Source organism: Belliella aquatica (assembly GCF_014637795.1).
Lineage (GTDB): Bacteria > Bacteroidota > Bacteroidia > Cytophagales > Cyclobacteriaceae > Belliella > Belliella aquatica.
In genome coordinates this window covers 1-3,048 of record NZ_BMFD01000040.1, presented here as the reverse complement: position 1 = coordinate 3,048, position 3,048 = coordinate 1, and the positions used below count along the sequence as shown (strand labels likewise).

General features: G+C 51.0%; 1 rRNA gene. It reads left to right on the top strand.

From position 1 onward, the window contains the following. Positions 1 to 119: 119 nt before the first annotated feature. Positions 120 to 3,003: ribosomal RNA gene (locus IEV57_RS19150) — 23S ribosomal RNA — on the top strand. The last annotated feature ends 45 nt before the right edge of the window (positions 3,004 to 3,048 follow it).

Sequence of the window (3,048 nt, the reverse complement as noted above, 5' to 3'; positions counted from 1 at the left end):
ATCACAAAGGTGATTATATATAAAAAGTTCATTGACAAGTTGAGCAGAGAATTGAGTGTTTGCAAGAGATTGCAAGCAAGACCGTCGGGGTCCTAATTGCAAAAGGGGGATCCTGATTAGAGTAAGTAAATAAGGGCGTACGGGGGATGCCTAGGCTCTCAGAGGCGAAGAAGGACGTGACAAGCTGCGAAAAGCTACGGGGATCCGCAAGAGGAATTGATCCGTAGATATCCGAATGGGGCAACCCACCCGCCACGGCGGGTATTCCGTAAGGAAGGCAAACCCGGGGAACTGAAACATCTAAGTACCCGGAGGAAGAGAAAACAACAGTGATTCCGAGAGTAGTGGCGAGCGAAATCGGACGAGCCCAAACCGGATCTGTTACGGCAGGTCCGGGGTTATAGGACCGGCATAAAGAGTATGAATTTGACGGGAACTGTCTGGGAAGGCAGACCATAGAGGGTGATAGTCCCTTACCGGAAGGATGAATATTTTGGCTGGTATCCTGAGTAGGTCGGGACAGGAGAAATCCCGATTGAATTATCCGGCACCATCCGGAAAGGCTAAATACTCCTGAGAGACCGATAGTGAACAAGTACCGTGAGGGAAAGGTGAAAAGTACCGTGAATAACGGGGTGAAATAGAACCTGAAACCGTGCGCTTACAAGCGGTCGGAGCCCATTAGTTGGGTGACGGCGTGCCTTTTGCATAATGAGCCTACGAGTTACTCGTCACTGGCAAGGTTAAGGATTTAAGGTCCGCAGCCGGAGCGAAAGCGAGTCTGAACAGGGCGTTAGAGTCAGTGGCGGTAGACGCGAAACTTTGTGATCTACCCATGGACAGGTTGAAGCTCTGGTAAAACAGAGTGGAGGACCGAACCGATAAACGTTGAAAAGTTTCCGGATGATCTGTGGGTAGGGGTGAAAGGCCAATCAAACTGAGAAATAGCTCGTACTCCCCGAAATGTTTTTAGGAACAGCGTCGTGGAATGTATGCCGGAGGTAGAGCTACCGATAGGACTAGGGGGAGTCATATCCTACCAAATCCTGACGAACTCCGAATGCCGGCATATAGTAACGGCAGTGAGGGCATGGGTGCTAAGGTCCGTGTCCGAGAGGGAAAGAACCCAGACCTACCGCTAAGGTCCCAAAATTTACACTAAGTTGAACAAAGGTGGTCCAGCTGCAGAGACAGCCAGGAGGTTAGCTTGGAAGCAGCTATTCCTTTAAAGAGTGCGTAACAGCTCACTGGTCGAGCGGCAGGGCGTCGATAATAATCGGGCATCAAGTGTAATACCGAAGCGTAGGATTGATATTTATATATCAGTGGTAGGGGAGCATTCCAACGGCAGTGAATGTGCATGGCGATGTGCACTGGAGCTTTTGGAAAAGCAAATGTAGGCATAAGTAACGATAATGCGGGCGAGAAACCCGCACACCGATAGACCAAGGTTTCCTGATCAACGCTAATCGGATCAGGGTCAGTCGGGACCTAAGGCGAAGTCGAGAGGCGTAGTCGATGGCAAATGGATTAATATTTCCATACTTGATATGCAGGTGATGGAGTGACGGAGTGATGAAAGACACGCCCGGTGACGGAATACCGGGTTAAAGCTTGTAGGTATTGGAACCATAGTTAAATGCGTGGTTTTAGCCGAAGGTGATAGTACCGAGCGTCTACGGACAATCGGATAGTTGTCCTAAGTGCTTCCAAGAAAAACTTCTAGCGTTAAGCGCATATTGACCCGTACCGCAAACCGACACAGGTGGTCAAGGAGAGAATCCTGAGGTGCTCGAGTGAATCATGGCTAAGGAACTCGGCAAAATGGCCCTGTAACTTCGGGAGAAGGGGCGCCTCCCCACACTTCGGTGTGGGAGGCCGCAGTGAAAAGGCCCAGGCGACTGTTTAGCAAAAACACATGGCTTTGCGAAGTGGAAACACGAAGTATAAGGCCTGACACCTGCCCGGTGCCGGAAGGTTAAGAGGGGGGCTTAGCGTAAGCGAAGGTCTGAATTGAAGCCCCGGTAAACGGCGGCCGTAACTATAACGGTCCTAAGGTAGCGAAATTCCTTGTCGGGTAAGTTCCGACCTGCACGAATGGTGTAACGATCTGGGCACTGTCTCAGCCATGAGCTCGGTGAAATTGTAGTCGCGGTGAAGATGCCGCGTACCCGCAACGGGACGGAAAGACCCCATGAACCTTTACTGCAGCTTAGTATTGGTATTGGGTAAACGATGTGTAGGATAGGTGGGAGACTGTGAATTGGCGTCGCTAGGCGTTGAGGAGTCGCCGTTGAAATACCACCCTTTGTTTGCTTGGTATCTAATCCCAAAACTGGGAGACATTGCTTGGTGGGTAGTTTGACTGGGGTGGTCGCCTCCAAAAGGATAACGGAGGCTTCCAAAGGTTCCCTCAGTACGCTTGGTAACCGTACGTGGAGTGCAATAGCATAAGGGAGCTTGACTGTAAGGCCGACAAGCCGAGCAGGGTGGAAACACGGGTATAGTGATCCGGCGGTACCGTATGGAAGGGCCGTCGCTCAAAGGATAAAAGGTACTCTGGGGATAACAGGCTGATCTCCCCCAAGAGCTCATATCGACGGGGAGGTTTGGCACCTCGATGTCGGCTCGTCACATCCTGGGGCTGGAGAAGGTCCCAAGGGTTGGGCTGTTCGCCCATTAAAGTGGCACGCGAGCTGGGTTCAGAACGTCGTGAGACAGTTCGGTCCCTATCTGTTGCGGGCGTGGGAAGTTTGAGGAGACCTGACCTTAGTACGAGAGGACCGGGTTGGACTGACCGCTGGTGTACCGGTTGTGATGCCAATTGCATTGCCGGGTAGCTACGTCGGGAAGAGATAAGCGCTGAAAGCATCTAAGTGCGAAACTCCCTCCAAGATGAGACTTCCAAATAGGGCCGTCAGAGACGATGACGTTGATAGGCAGCAGGTGTAAAGTCAGAAATGACATAGCTGAGCTGTACTAATTGCCCGAAAACTTACCAATGGTCTACACACTCAATTTTCTGCACACTTGTTATGAATTAAGATA